This window comes from Lactonifactor longoviformis (assembly GCF_042848515.1).
Lineage (GTDB): Bacteria > Bacillota > Clostridia > Lachnospirales > Lachnospiraceae > Lactonifactor > Lactonifactor longoviformis.
On the sequence record NZ_AP031453.1, the window covers coordinates 507,080 to 524,875 of the forward strand.

Annotated in this window: 15 protein-coding genes; 13 read left to right on the forward strand and 2 right to left on the reverse strand. The window is 46.6% G+C overall.

What is annotated here, in order from left to right:
• The first annotated feature begins 6 nt into the window (after window positions 1–6).
• Window positions 7–1,224 (forward strand): hypothetical protein, encoded by a 1,218-nt coding sequence (locus ACGHCT_RS02285; RefSeq protein WP_390437948.1) that lies wholly within the window; start codon window positions 7–9, stop codon window positions 1,222–1,224.
• A 136-nt stretch (window positions 1,225–1,360) separates the two neighbouring features.
• Here ACGHCT_RS02285 and ACGHCT_RS02290 read toward each other — a convergent pair whose 3' ends face one another.
• Window positions 1,361–2,629, reverse strand: coding sequence for a uroporphyrinogen decarboxylase family protein (locus ACGHCT_RS02290; RefSeq protein ID WP_390437951.1), 1,269 nt, complete (start codon window positions 2,627–2,629; stop codon window positions 1,361–1,363).
• Between the two features lie 224 nt (window positions 2,630–2,853).
• Here ACGHCT_RS02290 and ACGHCT_RS02295 point away from each other — a divergent pair, with 224 nt between their 5' ends.
• The 8 genes from ACGHCT_RS02295 (at window position 2,854) to ACGHCT_RS02330 (ending at window position 12,270) form a co-directional block, all read left to right on the forward strand.
• A complete protein-coding gene (locus tag ACGHCT_RS02295; protein WP_154257167.1) occupies window positions 2,854–3,714 on the forward strand; it encodes an AraC family transcriptional regulator in 861 nt (286 codons plus the stop codon).
• Between the two features lie 15 nt (window positions 3,715–3,729).
• Window positions 3,730–5,547, forward strand: a complete 1,818-nt coding sequence (locus ACGHCT_RS02300) for a histidine kinase (protein ID WP_390437954.1) — start codon at window positions 3,730–3,732, stop codon at window positions 5,545–5,547.
• Window positions 5,548–5,578: 31 nt separating this feature from the next.
• Window positions 5,579–7,204 (forward strand): response regulator, encoded by a 1,626-nt coding sequence (locus ACGHCT_RS02305; protein WP_390437957.1) that lies wholly within the window; start codon window positions 5,579–5,581, stop codon window positions 7,202–7,204.
• Window positions 7,205–7,329: 125 nt separating this feature from the next.
• Entirely contained in the window at window positions 7,330–8,688 is a 1,359-nt protein-coding gene (locus tag ACGHCT_RS02310) for an ABC transporter substrate-binding protein (RefSeq protein ID WP_154257069.1), read from the forward strand.
• Between the two features lie 60 nt (window positions 8,689–8,748).
• On the forward strand, window positions 8,749–9,639 hold the full coding sequence (locus ACGHCT_RS02315) for a carbohydrate ABC transporter permease (protein ID WP_154257068.1): 891 nt from the start codon (window positions 8,749–8,751) through the stop codon (window positions 9,637–9,639).
• Window positions 9,640–9,647: 8 nt separating this feature from the next.
• Window positions 9,648–10,475 carry a carbohydrate ABC transporter permease gene (locus ACGHCT_RS02320; protein ID WP_226901895.1) on the forward strand — a complete coding sequence of 276 codons (828 nt, stop codon included), beginning with the start codon at window positions 9,648–9,650 and terminating at the stop codon, window positions 10,473–10,475.
• Window positions 10,476–10,492: 17 nt separating this feature from the next.
• A complete protein-coding gene (locus ACGHCT_RS02325) occupies window positions 10,493–10,900 on the forward strand; it encodes a VOC family protein (protein ID WP_256280888.1) in 408 nt (135 codons plus the stop codon).
• A 35-nt stretch (window positions 10,901–10,935) separates the two neighbouring features.
• Window positions 10,936–12,270, forward strand: coding sequence for a hypothetical protein (locus ACGHCT_RS02330; RefSeq protein WP_226901899.1), 1,335 nt, complete (start codon window positions 10,936–10,938; stop codon window positions 12,268–12,270).
• Between the two features lie 406 nt (window positions 12,271–12,676).
• Here ACGHCT_RS02330 and ACGHCT_RS02335 read toward each other — a convergent pair whose 3' ends face one another.
• Window positions 12,677–13,483, reverse strand: a complete 807-nt coding sequence (locus ACGHCT_RS02335; protein WP_226901900.1) for an SDR family NAD(P)-dependent oxidoreductase — start codon at window positions 13,481–13,483, stop codon at window positions 12,677–12,679.
• Window positions 13,484–13,753: 270 nt separating this feature from the next.
• Between ACGHCT_RS02335 and ACGHCT_RS02340 the strand changes: the two genes are divergently transcribed.
• The 4 genes from ACGHCT_RS02340 (at window position 13,754) to ACGHCT_RS02355 (ending at window position 17,753) form a co-directional block, all read left to right on the forward strand.
• A complete protein-coding gene (locus ACGHCT_RS02340) occupies window positions 13,754–14,761 on the forward strand; it encodes a LacI family DNA-binding transcriptional regulator (RefSeq protein ID WP_390437961.1) in 1,008 nt (335 codons plus the stop codon).
• A gap of 97 nt (window positions 14,762–14,858) precedes the next feature.
• A complete protein-coding gene (gene dhaK / locus ACGHCT_RS02345) occupies window positions 14,859–15,851 on the forward strand; it encodes a dihydroxyacetone kinase subunit DhaK (protein WP_390437963.1) in 993 nt (330 codons plus the stop codon).
• Between the two features lie 15 nt (window positions 15,852–15,866).
• Window positions 15,867–16,529 carry a dihydroxyacetone kinase subunit DhaL gene (dhaL, locus tag ACGHCT_RS02350; RefSeq protein WP_390437965.1) on the forward strand — a complete coding sequence of 221 codons (663 nt, stop codon included), beginning with the start codon at window positions 15,867–15,869 and terminating at the stop codon, window positions 16,527–16,529.
• Between the two features lie 111 nt (window positions 16,530–16,640).
• Window positions 16,641–17,753: a sugar ABC transporter substrate-binding protein gene (locus tag ACGHCT_RS02355; protein WP_390437967.1), complete on the forward strand. Its 1,113-nt coding sequence runs from the start codon at window positions 16,641–16,643 to the stop codon at window positions 17,751–17,753.
• The last annotated feature ends 43 nt before the right edge of the window (window positions 17,754–17,796 follow it).

A 17,796-nucleotide genomic window follows, 5' to 3' on the forward strand; every position in this document is an offset into this window, starting at 1 on the left:
CCAATTATGGCATATAATGAAGATGTGGTGAAAGAACAGGCAAAACGATATGACAGTTTTTATTTGTATGATGAGAGTCAAATTGTCGCGCGAGCTCAAGACTTAAAAGAGCATTTCCCTAATATCCTGTTCCTTTACTCCATTAAATGTAATTCTAATGCAAATGTACTTCGAAGTGTTTTTTCGCAGGGATTTGGCGCAGATGCTGCAAGCGCAGGAGAAGTCCGCAAAGCTCTTGCCGCTGGTGTGAAAAAAGAAAATATCTATTACTCTGCTCCGGGAAAATCAATGGAAGATATTGAGACCGCAATCAAATCTTCGGTCCTTATTGCAGACAGTATTGACGAAATCAAAAGAATTCAGATGGTAGCAGAACGAATAAATTTCATAGCCGAAATTGGTTTGCGAATCAACCCGAGTTTTTCTTTTTATGGGGGAAATGGGATATCTTCTAAATTTGGAATTGATGAAGAACAGGCAATCGCTTTTATAAAAGAATATGATTTTTCTAATATTAAGATTGCGGGTATTCATGTACATCTGCGCGGTCAGGAATTGAACGCTGATATTCTTGCGGCATATTATGAAAGTGTCCTCCAAGTAGCAAAGCGTATACAAGATGTTAACTCCACTCAACTTTCGTTTGTTAATATGGGGGCGGGTATGGGCATTCCTTACGCTGCTGAAGATGTCCCTTTGGATATAGACAAACTAAGTAAGTCGGTTAATACTGCGTTAGACACATTTCGCAATTCGTTTCCCGATACAAAGATTATTATTGAAACAGGCCGCTATATTGCTGGAAAAGCGGGCGTATATGTAACGAAAGTAGCAGACCGAAAAGTGTCCTATGGGAAAACATACATTCTTTTGAAAAATACGCTGAACGGCTTTAGTCGTCCCTCGTTAGCCCGTTTGGTTGCACACTATTCATTGGATCAATCTCCGAAAGGAAGCGAGCCGCTATTCACCAGCACAGCCGCTTTTCAATTTAATGCATTGAGCCAAAAGAAACCATCTGAACAAGTTGATTTGGTTGGAAATCTTTGTACGGCGACAGATGTAATTGCAGAGGATATTACAATGCCGTACTTAGAATGTGGTGATATTGTAGTTATAACAAATGCTGGTGCGTATGCAGCCGTGTTGTCACCCATGCAATTTTCCACTCAGTCTCAGCCAGTAGAATTGTTCTTGGATCTTAATGGGAAAGTTGAAGGATGACAGGATTTCCTATTTCGAAGAAGCTGCAAAGCCAGGCGGGGTTTCAACGGTCAGGATGAACGGCACTTAAAGCGCCGTTCATCCTGACCGCTGAAACCCCGCCCATTAATTTATATGGAACTTCTCATATGCAAACCTACAATTTCTTTCCAATAACCTCCTCATACATAGCAATCAGATTCTCCGGCGGAACATTTGCTACGATATTATGTATGGTATTAAACACATACCCCCCATTTTTGCCGAGGATATCAATTCGCTCCCTCACTTCTCTGCGTACTTCTTCCGGTGTTCCGAAGGGCAGTGTCTTCTGTGTATCAACGCCCCCTCCCCAGAAGGTAAACTTATCTCCATATTTCTCTTTGATGGTCCTAGCGTCCATTCCCTTTGCTGAGAGCTGCAGGGGATTCAGGCAGTCGAGGCCCATATCTGCGAAATCATCCAGGAAACTGGAGACGGCGCCGCAGGTGTGGTAGAAGGTCTTCCAGCTTGTGTGCTGGTGTACCCAGTCATTGATTTCTTTATAAAAAGGTTTGTATAACTCGCGGAAGGTTTCCAGGCTCATCATACCGGCCATTTGGTTACCGAAATCTGTTCCGGAGATCCAGACTACCTGGATCCGGTCGCCCACAGCCTGACGGTATATTTCAAGGTTTTTGAGCATAATATCTGTCTGGTAGCGGAATACGGCCTTGATGTAATCCGGGTACATGGAATGGGCCATAAGCCAGTCATCCACCCGCCGGATGCCCTTTGGATGCTTGATCCCCGGTCCCGGAATGACGGCTGCATCCCCCAGGGCGCCGCCCCCTATCATACCTACGATCCCGTAGTCTGTATTCTCGTATAATTCAATGGATTTCTCTTCCCAGTAACGGGCTTCTTCATCGGATACCACAGAGAAGTCATCTTTAAAATCTTCCAGTGGAGTCAAATCCTCTTCTTCCAGATCCCAGTCAAATTTTTCTCTTGGAACACAGTCAAAAAAGGTCCCCCCTTTGGGAAGAATGGCGCTGTACTCGGCACTGGTGTCCCCCTGAGGATAGACAAAGAGCTTTCCGGTCTCATCCTGATCGTAGGTAAAACCGCCCCCCATCCATACAGGTGTGCCGTCACCCATCTCCCATTTCTTCCAGTTATCGTTTTTATACCCGAAATAATTGGTGGTGTTAAACAGACCAACTACATCCACACCCAAAAGATCCAACAGATCCTGTTCCACCTCACCCAGAAGCTGTCCGGGCTCGATGATTTTCAGCCGGTGTTCGTCCAGGTGAAGGGCTTTCCGCAGCTGATACAGGGAGCTGGCATTGATGCCTGTCTGGCTGGTAGCCCCCAGATCCAGGGGAAGCCTGTCTGGTGTCTGATGATTTAAAGTTGCAATTAATCGTTCTCTGGAAGTCATATGCATTTCTCCTTTTTTTATGTTGTTGTATGGAATATTTACTGCAATTAACTGGTGTTGTTGAGTCTTATTATAAAGGGGAGGAAAAAAAAGTCATTATAGAAATTTGCCTATTAATTGCAAAAAATTGCTCTTAATAATAATAGATTCAAATTGACCGCATCCGTGGTGTCAAATATAATAATAAGTAGAGAGTACAGAAAGAATGAAAGGCGGTGAAGACAATGCTGGCCCGGGAAGAAAAAGTGAAAAGAAAGTCGGAATACTTTGTTTATACACCCAGCACGCAGGCAAGGGAAATGTTTTTTTATCCTCTGGTGACCGGTCACTTCTTTTATGAAAAGGATTATTTTCTGCACAGGGAAAGCTTTGACAGTTTTTTGATTATGTATATCAGAAAAGGGAGCTGCACGGTATGTTCTGACTCGGGGATATACAGGGCGGAGGAGGGGCAGGTGGTTTTGCTGGACTGCTACCAGTCCCATGCCTATTATTCCGAGGAGGAGTGGGAGGTGCTGTGGCTCCACTTTGACGGCCCTATGAGCAGAAAATATTTTGAGATGATTGCGGAGAAGGAATGCAGTGTGATAACCCTCCCCAATCCGGTAAAGTTCGAGGCGGAACTAAACCGCCTGTACCAGCAGTTCCAGAAAGGGGAGAACATTAAGGAGATTGTAATGTCCGGCTATATTATGAAGCTTCTCACGGAGCTGGTTCTGGCTCAGGAAGCCGCTTTCGGGAATTCCCAGTATTCAGGTGTGATTGAGGAGAGCATGGCTTATATCAGAGAGCATCTGTGTGAGGAGGGCTTATCTCTGGAACGGCTCTCCTCTAATGTGAATCTCAGTCTGTATTATTTCACCAGGCTTTTTAAAAGAGAGACAGGATTTACCCCCCATGAATATATCATTTTATCCAGAATCAATAATGCAAAGTTCCTTCTGTGGAGCACTCAGATTCCGGTGAAAGAGATCTGCTTTCAGTGCGGGTTTTACAGTGAAAGTGCGTTCTGTAATACCTTTAAGAAATGGGAAGGCATGACTCCGAGACAATTTCGGATGAAAAATAAAACCAGCAAAGGGTGAGAGGGAAGGGACCATATGATACATATAAAGGAATGGATGAAAAGAGTCAAAAAAGAGTTCTACCGGAAGAATATTACGGAGAGAATTGTTATGGTTATCGCCGCGCTCATGATTGTTACCACCATCTGCTTTGTCAGCAGTGTGTTTATTATTCTGCAGAAACAGCTGGTAGCTACTACTTCTACCTCGGCAAAGAAGGATCTGGAGATGGTACTGGAGAAGATGGATATGTTTTTTCAGGGAGTGGAAAATGATGCGGTTTCCGTATTGGTGGGGGAGAGCTGCCAGACCCTGCTGGAGAATTCCGGTCAGTTTTTACAGGGAGATATTGTAAAACAGCATGAAAAATATGTACTCATTCAGCAGGTGATTAACAGCTATATCGGGCAGAAGTCCAGCTACAGTGCCATTACATTTTATGATTTAAAGGGAAACTACTATGCCAATGAGGATTTGGTGGAAGAAGAGGAGTACCTTCAAAATCAGATGGCCCGGGTAGAAAAGTTCATCGAGTCAGACAAGAAGTCAGAGCTCTTAGAACTGCATAAAAGTCCCTGGAAACAGTCGAAGGCAAAGTCATATGCGGATTGTATCAGCTATGTGAGAAAGGTTTACAGTATGGGAAGCGGCAGGCTGATTGGAGTAGTGGAGATAGAGATTCCCAACAGAGAACTGAGCCGGCTCTATGAGACGGTGATGAGCGATGGGATAAAGATGTATTTTGAGAGGGATAATCATATTATTCTGGCGGGAGATGAAGCGCTGCTGTACCAGTCTCTGGAGGACCGGAGGTGGTATAAGGCTGCCGGTGCACAAAGCCCGGATGAGGACGGATTTACAATGGCCCAGGATAAAGGCGCCTGGTATTTTATGAAGGAATACAAGGGGCAGAACTGGACCGCGGTCAGTGAGGTTTCAAAATCTATTTATCTCACAAGTGTGACAGTGTATGCAGTGACCATGGTGCTGCTTGGAGTTGCCGTGTTTCTGGGCAGTCTGGTATTGGTAAAATTCCTTGTAAAATCCATTACCCGGCCGCTCAGCCAGATTACCCAGACCATTGTTGAAATTGGAAAGGGTGATTACCATAAGCGGGTCGCAGTAAAGGACGGGGGAGAGTTGGGGACACTGGCCTTCGAGTTTAACCGGATGGTGGATAAGACAGAGATTCTGCTGCTGGAAATTGTTGAGAAGGAAGAGGACAAAAGAGAATCCGAGCTCTCTCTGATCCAGATGCAGATGACGCCCCACTTTTTCTACAATATTCTGGAAAGTATCTGCGGGCTGATTGTGATGGACGAAAAGAAGCTTGCCATTCATACCATTCAGCTTCTGTCAGGATTTTACCGGGGGGTATTGAACAAGGGAAAGGAGATTATCACGGTAAAACAGGAGCTGGATATTGCCTCAAATTATCTGGAGATCATGAAGGTCTGTTATCCCGGAAAGTTTACCTATGAGGTTACCTGTCAGCCAGAGCTAGAGAATCATTTTATCTGTAAGCTTACCCTTCAGCCTATTCTGGAAAATGCCATTCACCACGGGTTTCAGGAGATGAGCGGGGGCGGACTGCTGAGCATACGCGTCTTTGCCGGTGAGCGGGGGATGGTTATCGAGGTAGAGGATAATGGGATGGGAATGGATGATAAGACAAGAAAAAGTATTCTTTCCGGGGAGAGCAGAGGGTTCAGAATGGAGAGCTTCGGGCTTCGCAATACCGATGAAAGAATAAAGCTGTATTTTGGAAGCCGGTACGGGCTCAAGATACTGCCTCTGGCGCAGGGAACAAAAATCAGAATTTTCCTGCCCACAAGGGAGGATTATACAAGTTAACGCTGTGGCCGAAGAAGGGATGAAAAAGAAGATGTTTAAAGTGATTATTGTGGACGATGAGATGCTGATACGAAAGAGAATACGGCTGGGATTTGACTGGAATGCACTGGGCTATGAGGTAGAGGAGGACGTGGGGAGCGGAGGGGAGGCCCTCAGACTTATCACAGAGCGTACATATGACCTGGCAATTGTTGATATTGCCATGCCCGGAATGAACGGGATTGAGCTGGTGAAGAGGCTGCGGGAAGAAAACCTGCCGATTCATATTATCTTCCTTACAGGGCACAGTGATTTTGCCTATGCGCAGCAGGCAATTAAATACGGGGTATATGACTATATTCTGAAGCCGGTGAATGAAGAAGAATTCACCAGAATGCTGGAAAAATTAAGGGACAAGCTGGAGGAGGAAAAGAGGGAGCAGCAGTTTTTGGAAAATCTTTCACTGGGACAGAGCGATGCCAGGCTTATTATGGAGGCAAAGTTTTTCAGCGATATTTTTCAGTATGGAATACAGGAAGAGATCGCAGATGAGATTGCCGTCCAGGCAGGTGAGGCGGGAGTGGATACGGAGGCAGAGTATTCTCTCTCTGTTTTCCGCATTCAGCTCTATACACAGGAGAACCTGCCGCTGCTGGCACAGAGCCAGAAGCTCTATGAGGCCGGCCGGCGTGTGATGGATAAGGGGGAGGACTTTACCGTACTTTTTGATCTCTTTAATAATTACTGTATTCTGTTCAAAGAATGGTCCGTCAGGGACAGCAGGGAAGGGGTTAAGGCGGCAATGGAACAGGTGCGGGAATTACTGGAGCAGGATCTGGAGACGGTCATCCGGTGCGGAATCAGCAGCCGTAAAAAGGGGATCCGGCAGCTGGTAAACGGATACAAGGAAGCTGTCTGTGCGCTGAACAATACCAAAGCATTCCGGGAAAAGACCATGAGCTATGAAGACGTGGGCAAAAGAGGAGACAGCCATTACCGGGTTTCCGCGGCAAAGATTAAAGAGGTACAGAACTGTGTGGGGAAGAATGATCCCATGGGTTGCGAACGGATGATTCGGAATATCTTTGACGAGATGATCGGGAGACAATGCAACTACGAGTGTATCTCCATGAATGCCAACAGACTGCTTCTTGGGATCTCCGAGGCGTGCATTGCCTCGGGACTTGAGATACGCAGGTTTATGGGAGAATACAAAAGCCTGGAGGCTGCGTTTGAATATCTGATGACTTTGGGAGAAATAAAAGAGTGGTTCTGCAGCATGGTTAAAGCATTGATTGAAAGCAAAAGCACTCAGGCAGCAGCCGGAAAAAATATGCCTATCGTGGGAAAAGCATGCGAATATATGCAGCATCACTGCAGTGATGTAGAACTGACTCAGGCAGAGGTGGCTGAACGGGTAGGAGTCACTCCTGCCTATTTAAGCGGTATCTTTAAAAAAGCCATGGGAGTGTCCATGATGCAGTATTTATCTATGGTCCGTCTGGAAAAAGCCAGGGAATTGCTGCTGGGAAAAGAAATTGAAGTGAGAGAGGCGGCAGCTCTGGTGGGATATAGCGATGAATATTATTTCAGCCGCTGTTTTAAAAAATATTATGGGGTATCACCTTCACAGGTGAAACATTTAAAGTCAAGGGGCAGTGAGAATAGTACCACCTAAAAAATTTACAAAAACAGAAAAAAGCAGCACATGGAGTTTTAGGGGAAATCCCTGTATGATAAACCTATCCTAAGTACTGCAGTACAAAAAAGTTAATGTTTCAAAAAAAGAACAGGGAGGGTATTATGCAAAAGAAAATTATCAGCGTTTTATTGGCATCCGTTTTAGCAGTATCTGTTCTCAGCGGCTGTGGGAATTCCGGTGGGGAGTCCAAGGACAGCAGTAAGAAATCGGAGGAAACTGCAAAAGCAGAAGATGGAAAGGTAAAAGTCAGGATTCTTACCAGATTCAGTAACCCGGACAGTGTGCGTGAAAGATATTTCATGGATATGGTTGCAAAGTTCCAGGAGGAGAATCAGGACATTGAGCTGGAGGATGTTTCTATATCCGACGAGGAATCCCATGATACTTTATTCAAGACCTCTGTGGCTTCCGGGGATCCCATTGAAGTATTTAATTTTCTCGGTTATGCGGCAAATATAGACTATGTAAAAAATGGTGTGGTGACAGATATCTCTTCACTTCTGGAAGAGGATCCTGCATGGACAGAGAACTATATTGACGCACTCTTTGCACCGGTAGACTATTCTGCCTATGGAATCGAAGGTACCTACGGGCTTCCTACGTCTCCCTACGGTGTCTGCTGCTTCTACAACAAGGCCATTTTTGATGAGCTGGGAATGGAAATGCCGGAAACCTGGGAAGGAATTGAGGCGGCGGCTCCAAAACTGATTGAGGCTGGCTATATCCCCATGGCCTTCGGAGCAAAGGATAATTATCGTGCAGGTCATTTCCTCACGGCACTCTCTATGAAATACTATGGGGATCAGTTGAAGAATGATTTGATTGACAATGAAAAAGCATGGAACGATCCGGAGATGCTTGGACTGATTGAAAAAATGCAAAAATGGCAGGCGGACGGGCTTTTCGGAGACAACAACCTTGCCTATGATGCCAACGGTGAGCTGGCAAAACTGGAGAATAAGGAGGCTGCTATTATCTTCAGCGGTTCCTGGAATATTGCAACTATTAATGAATTTTCCAATAAAGATGACATTGTCTGCAAGGGATTCCCGTATTTTGAGGAAAAACCGGAATACAAGGATGAATGGATGGGCGGACCGGATGATTTTATGGCCATGACCTCCCAGCCGGGGGATCCGGACTACGACGCAACGGTTCGTGTGCTGAAATTCTTTACCTCCCAGGAGTATTACCAGGGACTGTATGAGGCACAGGCAGGAGCAGGAACCTATCCGGTTACGTTCGGGGAGACGATTCAGGCAGATGCTCTGACCACAGAATTTAATGAGTACTATGGAAAGGCTACTAATATGATAGGGGAGATCGAACAATTCTCACCTATGACCTCTCTGCTGGATGTAGTGAGAACAGAAGTGACAACCATTTTCTCAGGGGATAAGGCAAAGGATATCGCCGACAGGATCCAGGGAGAAGTAGATACCTATAACGCAAGTAATTAGCAGATTTTGTACAGCATGGCGGGAGAATTTCTCCCGCCATATTAAAAGGAGGTGTTTCCTATGTTTGGCGTAATGAGCAGGAGAAAGAAAATAGAGGCCATACTGTTAAGTCTGCCGGCATTTCTGCTGTATTCTTTCATTTTTATTTATCCCATGATCTCAGTATTCCGGCTTTCGCTCTTTAAGTGGAACGGAATCCCCAATTCTCCTCTACAGTTTGTGGGCATCCAAAATTATCTTGCGCTATTCGCAGACAGAAAGTTTTTTACCGCATTAACCAATGTTGGAATTTTTATCTTATCAGGATGTATCCTGATCCTGCCGGTGGCAGTATTTCTGGCAACTGTTGTGCAGTCTAAATTAAGAGGAAAAAGATTGCTGAAGACCAGCTATTTCATGCCCCAGGTTATCAGCCGGACGGCCATCGCCCTTATGTGGTACTTCCTGCTGTATCCGGAAGGCGGCCCCTTAGCTACCCTGATACACGGACTTGGCTTTGACAGCGTGAATGTAAACTTCCTGGGCAGTCAAACCTATGCTATCTATGCCATTACGGTGATTAATGCCTGGACCTATGCGGGATTCAATATGCTGATATTCTCCGCGGGTCTTACGGCGATTCCGGAGGATGTTTATGAAGCGGCAAGGGTGGACGGAGCCAAAGGCTGGCAGAAGCTTCGCTATATAACGATACCCATGTTAAAGAGCAGTTTTCAGATCTTTTTGCTGAACTGTGTGGTGGGTTCAATCACTACGTTCGAGATGGTATATGTTACAACAGGGGGAGGACCCGGAAGTGCATCGGAGGTGTTCGGTACATTGCTTTATAAGAATGCTTTTACTTATAACAATTATGGCTACTCTAATGCCATGGGCTCATTCCTGATTATTGCCTCTTTCCTGGCAAGCGTACTGCTCACAGGATTGTTCGCAAGAGGACAGAAAGAGTAGGTGACAGCATGAAAAAATTAAAAGCAGGAGATATTATTTACCGTTTAATTGCCATAGTATTTTTTCTTATCTTTATTTATCCTATCTATTTTACTGTGGTATCATCTTTTAAAACAAATACAGAGATATGGAATACCATGTTTGCTCTGCCCTCGAAGATTGAGTGGAGCAACTATACATCCGCTATTTTTGATGTGGGGATCCTGCGGGCAGTTCTGAATTCCTTTATTTTCTCGTTCGGGGCGTGCATGGTGGTGGTGGTTTTTGTAACCATGGCAGCCTATGTGGCGGCAAGAAAGCTGATTCGCTTTTCCGGCGCCCTGCGTCTGTACTACCTGCTGGGACTTATGATTCCTCCGTATGCCATGCTGATTCCCATTGTTACCATGTTTACAAACTTTGGCTTCCGGGACAAATACTGGCCTATGATTCTGCTTTATGCGGCCATTAACTTCCCCATGAGCTTTTACCTCATTACCGGATACATAGAGGGGATCAGCAAAGAGCTGGATGAGGCGGCCATTGTGGACGGGTGCAGTACCACAGGGATTGTCTTTCGGATCATCTTTCCCATAGCCAGCCCGGGGATTTTTACGGGAGCGATTATTTCGTTCCTTGCGGTATATAATGAGCTCATATTTGCCAATACTCTTTTGACAAATCAGGCTATGAAAACCATATCAGTAAGGCTTTTGGGCCTGCAGGGAGAAAGATTTACCAGTTACGGACCAATGTTTGCCTCCATTGTGCTTTCCATTGTACCGATCCTGATTATCTATCTGATATTCCAGGAGAAGGTAGAGAGCGGTATGGCGGCAGGAGCAGTGAAAGGCTAGAAAGGTTAGGTGAAAGTATGGTGAAGAGTAAAGGACTGCAGCATATCGGCATTCTTGTTCCGGACGCGGAAGCTGCAGCAAAATGGTACATTGAGAAGTCAGATTTTGAAAAGAAAGGAGAATTCACCGCCCAGGGAAGCCGGGTTATCTTTGTATATTCCAGGGATACAAAAGTAATGTGCGAGCTGATACAGCGCCCGGCGGGGAGTGAAGAGGCCGCCGATGTTGAGAAACATGGCGGAAGGATCGATCATATTGCCTATGAGGCAGAGGATCTGGAAAAAGAGTTTGCCCATGCCAAAGAGGAAGGGATGGATATCATTGAAGGCATAGTGGAAGTGCCGGAATTCTGGGAAAACGGATTCCAGTATTTTCTGGTGTACGGGGCCGGAGGTGAAAAGGTGGAGTATTGCAAAGTGCTGTAAAATAAAAGTTTCTGAAGGATGGGAGGTTTATTGATATGAAGACAAGAGTTGTACCGCTGCAGTTTGCCAGCGTGGAGGACAAGGAGTTTCACCGGATATTAGATGCCCTGAAGGAGATTTACCGTGAGGAAGTGGAATTTTTGGACCCGGTCAGTGTGGGGGACCCGGTTCCTGAGGCGGATGCTGTTTTATTTCCGGTCTTATGGGTGGAGGTGTATAAGGAGATAGACATCCTTCTGGATACGATCCATCTTCCGGTGATTGTTTTGACCACCACGGTTGGCGTATCTTTGATGTTTGACTGGGAAGCAGCTGCCTACATGAAATCAAAGGGGCTGCAGGTATTCAACCCCCACAGTGTAGAACTGGCAAAAACAGTGTTCCGGGCGCTGGCTCTGAAACGGGAAATGAAACACCAGAAATTTCTGATCTTCCAGGATACGCCGGGGGACGGGCTGATTCCGGAGCAGTTTAAGATCTTTTACTGGTGGAATGAGGAATGTACCCGCAGCATGCAGGAGAAATTCGGGATTACCATAGTAAGAAAGTCCTACAAGGCCCTGGGAGAGAAGGCAAAATCCATATCTGATGAGGATGCGCGCCGGGAACTGAAGCGGTGGGATTTTCCTGAAGAGATCCCCTATGAGCGGCCGGTGCTGGGGGCGATTAAGATGTTTCTGGCGCTGAGAGAGGAGACCGATGCAGAGGGGGACGTTGTGGGCTGCGGTGTAAACTGCCTCAACGAAGCATATTTCAGCGATACTACTCCTTGCCTTGCATGGAACCTTCTGTATCAGGACCGGGGTATTATGTGGGTGTGTGAGGGAGATACCTCTTCCCTGATGACACAGTATCTGATGGGAAAGACCATAGACAGCGCGATCTTTACCACCAATATCTATCCCTTCCTTTCCGGAATGCCTGCGCTGTCCCACGAAAAAATTCAGGAATTCCCCGATGTCCCGGATCCGGACGATCACGCACTGCTGGTACACTGCGGTTATCTGGGCTGCGTACCACAGTGCATGTCCAGAAAGTGGACCCTGCGCCCGCCGGTACTTGGCTGGCATTCCTGGGATTTGGTAGGGGAAAATGGCGTGGCAGTGGACGCAGAGGTTGAGACCGGGGACCTTACATTGTGCAAGCTGCACGGAGACTTTGAGAAAATCTTTGTGGAGAAGGCTGTTTTAGAGGAATACGTCCAGTATCCGGGATCGGACTGCCGGAACGGGGGCCTTATCAAAGTGGCTGACGGATATGATATGATGGAACGGATCTGCTCTCACCATGTGATTGTGCTGACCGGGAAGAGAAGCAATCAGATGAAGGCAGTGGGGGAGGTCTTTGGGATAGAAGTGGATTTGGGATAGTGTGACGGGGGGGACGGAGAGAGAGCCCGCGCTGGGGCACTGCCTGTGCCTCCGGGAGGGATGCCTGTTTCCCGGGGACACCTCCGTCGTGAAGAGAGTCTAAGGCAAAACCGGAATCCCCTCCGGAGCACCGTTCGCATGCCCAGAGAATGCTTTATGTGCATTCTCTGGGCATTCTCTCTTTTTTTCGGCCTGGACTGCCGAAAAAATCTCCTGCGGAAATCCCGGTTTTGTCTAAGACTCTCTAACACTTCTGCGGAATCGTCCCCGGGAAACAGGCATCCCTCCCGGAGGTACAGGCAGCGCCCCAACGCGGACTCTCTCTCCTGGTTATCGGAAGCATTGAGTTAACCTGCCCGGACCTGTATCCGCCGCCCCCTTCTATATCTGTCCCCACGCAATTAATCTAAACATTATATGGCTTTTCCACCCCAAAATCCTCCCACGGCGCCCAGGGATCCTGGACAATGAATTTGCCTCCGGAGATATCCAGGATTTCACCAGTAATAAAAGAGGCGGCGTCGGACGCCAGAAATACTACCGGTTTGGCAACTTCCTCAGGTTCCCCCAGTCTCTGCAAGACAGAGGTATGACAGAGATAATGCAGTCCTTTACTTTTTAAAATACTGTTTTTTACCATATCAGAGGCAATGACTCCGGGAGCAACTGCATTTACCCGGATGTTGTACGGGGCAAGTTCAGAGGCCAGCATTCTGGTCATAGCATTGATGCCGCTCTTTGTCACTCCGTAGGCACCAATCGAAGTGGTAGGGACTCTGGAAGCCAGTGAGCTGGTGGATATAATACTTCCGCCGCGCTCTTTCATGTAGGGAAGAGCATATTTAACTGCCTTCCACACGGAAGACAGGTTGGAAGCCACAACGGAATCCCACGCGTTGTCCTCAAGCTGCGTCAGATAGCACATATGACTCTGGGCCGCGTTGTTAAATAATACGTCGATTCTCCCATAGGTACTGCCTGCCTCATCAATAAAGCTTTTCAGCTGCCTGGGGTCTGTGATATCTGCGGCAGAAGCAGATACAGACAAGTGCTTTTTTCGGGCCTCCTCCAGAAAACTTCTGATTTTTTCAGGGGAGCGGGAGCAAACGGCAACAGAAGCTCCTTCCTCAGCAAACTGGAAGGCAGCAGCCTTTCCGATACCGGCAGTTCCTCCTGTTATAACAACAATTTTATTTTTTAAGTGTAGGTCCATAGAGTGGTGCTCCTTTCTGTTCTTCAGAACATAATGTGAATAGTTATTTAGATAAATAGAAGCGTTTCCACATAAAAAGGCGAAGATACATGTTTAAATTATCATATAATAGTTGAAAAAACAATAAAACATCTGCGAATATTTTTGAAATATGCGATTTAGACAAAAAAATAGATGGGAGATTGTACAAAAATACTATTGAAAAATGTGAAATGCTGTGATAATGTACATATATAGCAAATGGAAGCGATTCCACAAAGGAGTAGATACGTGCAGAGTAAAATAACAATTGAAGACATAGCTGAAAAAGCCGGTGTGGGCAAGGCAACGGTGTCTAGAGTATTGAACCATACCGGGTATGTCAGTGAAAAAACAAGGAAAAAGATAGAGAGAGTAATAGAAAATTGTGATTACGTGCCCTCCGCAACTGCCAGGAATTTTGCCAGGCAGGACAGCAACATGGTGGGAGTAATTGTTCCTGAGGCACACAATCCATATTTTGCTGCTGCCGTGGAGGGAATTTCAGGAGTGTTGGAGGAAAGTGAGCTGCTCTTGATCCTGTGCAATTCCAATAAGAATTTTAAAAAAGAAGAGAGAAAGCTTCATTTACTAAAACAGCAGAAGCTGAAGGGGCTGATTATCACTCCCTCTATCAATGACATGGATCTGAAGGAAATCAAGGAGTACAAGGAGCTGATCCATTCGTTACATATCCCGGTAGTCTTTATGGATTCCGGCCTGGATTTTTATGAATGGGATCTGGTATATTTTGACAACGTTGCTGGAGCTTATAATGCAACAAAAGCTATGATCCAGGAGGGCTGCAGAGATATTGGAATCATAACCGGGGATCTTAACACAAAGACAGCCCGGGATCGATACCAAGGCTATTTGAGGGCATTGGAGGAGAACAGTATTCCCGTGGAACAGAAAAAGGTATATCAGGGAGATTTCACCACGCAGACCGCATACGAGATAGCGAAAAAGATTCTTCAGTCAGGGGATTACCCAAAAACATTTTTTACCACAAACAATCTGACTACCATAGGTTTTATCAAAGCGGTTTACGACTCAAAGCTGGAGCTGGGGAAGGATATCAACTGCATTTCCTTTGACAAGCTTGATACCTTTGAAGAGCTGAAGTACAGCTATATTGAACGGGATCCCATGAAGATGGGTAACCTGGCGGCCACCATGCTGATGGAGCGGGTCAAAGATCCGGAGCTGCCTGCCAGAAAATATTATATGCCGTCCACGATTAAGATTGACATACCCTGATGGACGGACAAGAGTAATTTTATAATCCAGATAATTATCTGGATTATAAAAAGGGAAAACATGGAAGCGCTTCCACAAAAGGAGGAGAAAGAAGCAAATGGTAAAGAAAATCATGAATGAACCACAGAACATTGTAGATGAGATGCTGGAAGGGTTTGTATTTGCCAACCAGGAGATACAGTGGTTCAGGGAGTACCGGGTGGTGTCCCTGAAGGAAAAGAAAAAGGGAAAAGTAGGGGTTATGTCTGTGGGGGGAAGCGGGCATGAGCCGGCCCATGCAGGATACATAGGGAAGGGGATGCTGGACGCTGCGGTGGCAGGAAATCTGTTTGCCTCTCCCTCTCCGGATCAGATGCTGAAAGCTATGGAGGACATTGATACGGGGGCTGGTGTGCTGGTAGTCCTGAAAAATTATTCCGGGGATCTGATGAATTTTTCCATAGCAAAAGAATTGGCAGAAGCCCAGGGAATTTCTGTAGAAAGTGTAGTGGTAAAGGATGATGTTGCCGTACCGGACAGCACATATTCTACAGGCAGAAGGGGAATCGCAGGTACGGTATTTGTACATAAAATTGCCGGGGCACGGGCGGCAGAAGGAGCTAACCTGGAGCAGGTAAAGCTGTCCGCCCAGAAGGCTGCGGACAATGTAAGAAGTATGGGAATGTCTATGAGTGCGTGTATCCTGCCGGGACTGGACAAACCCGGGTTTTCACTGGGAGAGAACGAGATTGAGATAGGAATGGGGATTCACGGAGAACCCGGAATACAGAAGTCAGGAGTAAAAACAGCAGATGAACTGGCAGAGATTCTTCTGGAGAAAATAATGGAGGACTTGGATTACCGTTCCCGTGAAACAGCACTTATGATTAATGGATTGGGCGGGACGCCTTTGATGGAACTCTATGTACTGGCTGCCAGTATTAAAAAACTGCTGGAGCAGAAGGCGATAAGTACCTGCCGGGTTTTTGTGGGAAATTATATGACATCCCTGGAGATGGCGGGCTGTTCCGTCTCTATGCTGAGGCTGGACGATGAGCTGAAGAGGCTGCTGCAGGCCCCGTGCGCTTCACCGGCGCTGACACTGCAGTAAAGGAAGGAGGAGCACATGTTTCAGATATACAAAGAGGACTACCTCCGGTATCTTACAAAGGCGGCCGGAGTGATACGAGAGAATAAGGAGTATATTACAGAATTGGATTCCGCAACGGGTGACGGGGATCACTGGCTGAATCTTACCATTGGGTTTGAAAAATTGTTAGAAAAGTCAAAAGAGTGGGAGGGCGCAACCTACCAGGAACTTTTCCGGAATATAGCGATGACTATGATGTCCGCTATGGGAGGTTCCTCAGGGGTTCTGTACGGCAGTGCATATCTGAAGACGGCGGGCCTTCTGGCGAATAGGGAAAGTATAGATCAGGAACTTCTGGGGGAAATCCTTCAGGGATGGGCAGAGGCGATCCGTTCCCGTGGGAATGCAGAATTAGGATATAAGACCATGCTGGATGCGGTATATCCTGCAGCCTCTGCTTATGCCAAGGGACTGGAGGAAGGAAAGAGCAGCAAAGAATGTCTGAGACAAATGGCCCGGGCGGCCCGGGAAGGAGCAGAAAGCACGAGAGATATGGAGGCAGTGAAGGGCAGGGCCAGCTACAGAGAGGATAAATCTGTAGGCTTCCTGGATCCGGGAGCAGTTACTATGGCGATGCAGTTAGAATGCCTGGCGGACTTTATACTGAAAGAGGATAAAGCTCCCGCTGCTAAAGACTGAAGGCAGATATAAGATTACCTGGTTAGTATGCCTTATTGTATCATGACACTGATCCGGAGCAGTGCAGATATGGGGCAGAAAATAAATAGTAAAAAAAGAGAGGTTAAACGTATGAAGAGAAATTTGAAAAAAGTAATGGCCGCAGTATTGACAATGGCGCTGGTATCCTGTCCCCTTACCGCTTGCTCATCCTCTGAAGATTCAGGGAAGGACACAGAGGCTAAAAAAGAGGAACAGAAAACCGAAGCAGGCAGTAAGGATTCTGATGCAGAGAAGAAAACAGAAGTTACAGTGGGAATCGCCTGGCCGTCTCTGGGAACTCAGGCATGGTCGGCTATGGCAGATTATCTGAGATGGTATGTGGACGAATACAACGAGAAAAATGATGTGAAGGTAAAACTCATTGAAACTACTGCCGGTGACGATGCGGCTGCCCAGGAGACTCAGATCCGGGATCTGCTGAACCAGGATGTGGACGTGGTGGTATCCGGCGCCATTGACACAACCGCAATATGGTCATCCATCACCGAGACACATGACGCAGGGAAAAAGTTTATTTCTTTCTGCCGCAGACTGACCCCGGGCGGGCCTGAGGCGGACTCAACCGTTGCACCGGACACTTACGACACGGCATATGTATCTGTGGATGCTGCCATTAAGAAAATGATTGAGAGCGGAATTCCCGCGAATGAAATTAAAGTGATTCGGGTACAGGGGGATTTAAAAGATCAGAATGCCATGAGATACGGAGAAGGGTGCGAGGCTGCAGTTAAGGATAATGGGGCCACAATCGCTGCGGATATTGAGAGTAACTGGTCCGTGGAGACGGTAATGAATAAACTGGCGCCTACGCTTCAGTCCAACCCGGATGCTAATCTTATCTTTACCCCAAATGAAGACCTGATGCTTGGAGTGCAGAGTGTTCTGGAAGGCCTTGACAAATGGATAAAATCAGGGGAGGAAGGACATATGTATCTGGCGGCAGCAGGCGGCTGCGAGATTGGGCTGAAAATGATTCAGGATGGATATCTGGATGCTACCGGCTATGAAAACCTGCCTGAGGTATCTACCAATACCATAGACAATGCAGTAAAACTGGCGCTTGGAGAAGAGCCAGGGGATTTCTTTGTGAAATCAGAAGCCATTACACCGGATAATATTCAGCCTCTGCTGGATAAAGACTATTTCTGGGTATATGACTATGTGAAAAAGACTGAAAAATAGAGCAAAAGAATGCCCCCGGTGCAGCCCTGGGCTGCCCGGGAAC

Coding starts and splice junctions, on each gene's coding strand:
- ACGHCT_RS02300 (WP_390437954.1), top strand. CDS start 3,730: ATGATACATATAAAGGAATGGATGAAAAGAGTCAAAAAAGAGTTCTAC.
- ACGHCT_RS02325 (WP_256280888.1), top strand. CDS start 10,493: ATGGTGAAGAGTAAAGGACTGCAGCATATCGGCATTCTTGTTCCGGAC.
- ACGHCT_RS02315 (WP_154257068.1), top strand. CDS start 8,749: ATGTTTGGCGTAATGAGCAGGAGAAAGAAAATAGAGGCCATACTGTTA.
- ACGHCT_RS02290 (WP_390437951.1), bottom strand. CDS start 2,629: ATGACTTCCAGAGAACGATTAATTGCAACTTTAAATCATCAGACACCA.
- ACGHCT_RS02355 (WP_390437967.1), top strand. CDS start 16,641: ATGAAGAGAAATTTGAAAAAAGTAATGGCCGCAGTATTGACAATGGCG.
- ACGHCT_RS02285 (WP_390437948.1), top strand. CDS start 7: ATGGCATATAATGAAGATGTGGTGAAAGAACAGGCAAAACGATATGAC.
- ACGHCT_RS02305 (WP_390437957.1), top strand. CDS start 5,579: ATGTTTAAAGTGATTATTGTGGACGATGAGATGCTGATACGAAAGAGA.
- dhaL (WP_390437965.1), top strand. CDS start 15,867: ATGTTTCAGATATACAAAGAGGACTACCTCCGGTATCTTACAAAGGCG.
- ACGHCT_RS02295 (WP_154257167.1), top strand. CDS start 2,854: ATGCTGGCCCGGGAAGAAAAAGTGAAAAGAAAGTCGGAATACTTTGTT.
- ACGHCT_RS02335 (WP_226901900.1), bottom strand. CDS start 13,483: ATGGACCTACACTTAAAAAATAAAATTGTTGTTATAACAGGAGGAACT.
- dhaK (WP_390437963.1), top strand. CDS start 14,859: ATGGTAAAGAAAATCATGAATGAACCACAGAACATTGTAGATGAGATG.
- ACGHCT_RS02310 (WP_154257069.1), top strand. CDS start 7,330: ATGCAAAAGAAAATTATCAGCGTTTTATTGGCATCCGTTTTAGCAGTA.
- ACGHCT_RS02320 (WP_226901895.1), top strand. CDS start 9,648: ATGAAAAAATTAAAAGCAGGAGATATTATTTACCGTTTAATTGCCATA.
- ACGHCT_RS02330 (WP_226901899.1), top strand. CDS start 10,936: ATGAAGACAAGAGTTGTACCGCTGCAGTTTGCCAGCGTGGAGGACAAG.